Here is a 2,293-nt window from a genome sequence, read left to right as displayed (position 1 = left end):
ACCATCTCAAAACAGAAATTAAAACAACTCTTGAAAAATGGATAAATTTGCAATGATAATTTTCGGTGCGTCGGGTGATCTGACCAAGCGTAAGCTGATGCCCGCCCTTTACTCCCTCTACCGTGAAAAGCGGTTGACCGGAGAGTATTCTATATTGGGTATCGGGCGTACGGTCTACTCTGACGATAACTACCGTTCCTATATCTTAGAAGAACTGCAACAGTTCGTAAAGTCCGAAGAACAGGACACAGCTCTGATGGCTTCGTTTGTCTCCCATCTCTACTATTTACCGATGGACCCGGCAAAAGAAGAAGGTTACCCGCAACTCCGCCAACGTCTGGTCGACTTGACCGGTGAGGTAGACCCGGACAACCTGCTGTTCTACCTAGCCACTCCGCCGTCATTGTACGGAGTAGTGCCCTTGTACCTGAAAGCTGCCGGACTCAACACCCCCCATTCACGTATCATCGTCGAGAAACCTTTCGGTTATGATCTCGAATCGGCACGTGAACTGAATAAAACGTATGCCTCTGTATTCAATGAGCATCAGATTTACCGTATCGACCATTTTCTCGGTAAGGAAACAGCCCAGAATGTACTGGCTTTCCGTTTTGCCAACGGCATCTTCGAACCTCTCTGGAACCGTAACTATATCGACTACGTAGAAATCACAGCCGTAGAAAATCTGGGTATCGAACAACGCGGCGGATTCTATGAAACGGCAGGTGCGCTGCGCGATATGGTGCAGAATCACCTGATACAGCTCGTAGCCCTTACGGCTATGGAACCGCCCGCTGTTTTCAACGCGGACAATTTCCGCAACGAAGTGGTGAAGGTCTACGAATCTCTCACCCCGTTGAATGAAGTGGATTTGAACGAACATATCGTTCGTGGACAATATACAGCCTCCGGCAATAAAAAAGGCTACCGTGAAGAAAAAGGAGTGGCTCCCGATTCGCGCACGGATACTTATATTGCCATGAAACTGGGCATTAGCAACTGGCGCTGGAGTGGCGTTCCGTTCTACATTCGTACAGGTAAACAAATGCCGACGAAAGTAACGGAAATCGTCGTTCATTTCCGTGAGACACCTCATCAGATGTTTCATTGTGCCGGTGGCAACTGTCCGCGGGCTAATAAATTGATTCTTCGTTTGCAACCGAATGAAGGAATAGTGCTCAAAATCGGAATGAAAGTCCCCGGCGCAGGTTTTGAAGTGCGCCAGGTGATGATGGATTTCAGTTACGCGCAGTTGGGCGGCGTACCCAGTGGCGACGCTTATGCCCGTCTGATAGACGACTGCATACAGGGTGATCCGACTTTATTTACTCGAAGTGACGCGGTAGAAGCCTCATGGAAATTTTTCGATCCGGTACTCCGTTATTGGAAAGACAACCCTGATGCACCTCTCTACGGTTATCCCGCAGGTACATGGGGACCTCTGGAAAGCGAAGCGATGATGCACGAACATGGGGCCGACTGGACGAATCCTTGTAAGAATTTGACGAATACAGATCAATATTGTGAATTATGAAACTATCAGTTTTTCCCTCATCTATTGAAACTTCACGAGCATTGATACTCCGCTTGGTGGAAATCATGAATGAAGAGCCGGACAGAGTGTTCAATATCGCAGTCAGCGGTGGCAACACACCTGCTCTGATGTTCGATTTATGGGCGAATGAATACATGGATATTACCCCGTGGGATCGTATGCGGATTTATTGGGTGGATGAACGTTGTGTGCCTCCCGATGATTCGGACAGTAATTACGGAATGATGCGCAACCTTCTTTTGGGTTTGACTCCTATTTTGTATGAAAATGTATTCCGTATTCGTGGAGAGGCGAAGCCTGCGAAAGAAGCGGTCCGTTATTCGGAGTTAGTCCGGCAGCAAGTACCGCTGAAGCGTGGCTGGCCCGAATTTGATATTGTACTGTTGGGGGCCGGAGACGACGGACACACGTCTTCCATCTTTCCCGGACAAGAAGATTTGCTGACTTCAAACTCTATTTATGTAGTCAGCGCCCATCCCCGTAACGGGCAGAAACGCATCGCAATGACGGGATACCCCATTCAGAATGCCCGCTATGTCATTTTCCTGATTACCGGAAAAAATAAAGTCGACGTAGTAGAAGAAATCTGTCATTCGGGAGACACTGGTCCCGCAGCCTATATAGCTCATCACGCGCAGAATGTAGAGCTATTTGTGGATAAAGCGGCTGCCGCATATATTGACGATAGTAATAAAAAAATGAATTAGAACTGTTTCGTTGACGAAACTAACAGAAAAA

Annotated in this window: 2 protein-coding genes; both read left to right on the top strand. The window is 47.8% G+C overall.

Annotation, left to right across the window (positions count from 1 at the left end; genetic code table 11):
• Positions 1-37: 37 nt before the first annotated feature.
• Entirely contained in the window at positions 38-1,534 is a 1,497-nt protein-coding gene (gene zwf, locus BXY_RS04305; protein ID WP_015531268.1) for a glucose-6-phosphate dehydrogenase, read from the top strand.
• The gene (gene pgl / locus BXY_RS04300; RefSeq protein ID WP_015531267.1) at positions 1,531-2,262 is read left to right on the top strand and encodes a 6-phosphogluconolactonase; all 732 of its coding nucleotides are present in this window, start codon (positions 1,531-1,533) and stop codon (positions 2,260-2,262) included. The genes zwf and pgl overlap by 4 nt, the downstream gene beginning before the upstream one ends.
• Positions 2,263-2,293 lie beyond the last annotated feature (31 nt).

The sequence above is a fragment of the Bacteroides xylanisolvens XB1A genome (assembly GCF_000210075.1).
GTDB classification, from domain to species: Bacteria; Bacteroidota; Bacteroidia; order Bacteroidales; family Bacteroidaceae; genus Bacteroides; species Bacteroides xylanisolvens.
Note: the sequence above shows the minus strand (reverse complement) of the source record. Positions and strands in the feature narration are given on the sequence as shown.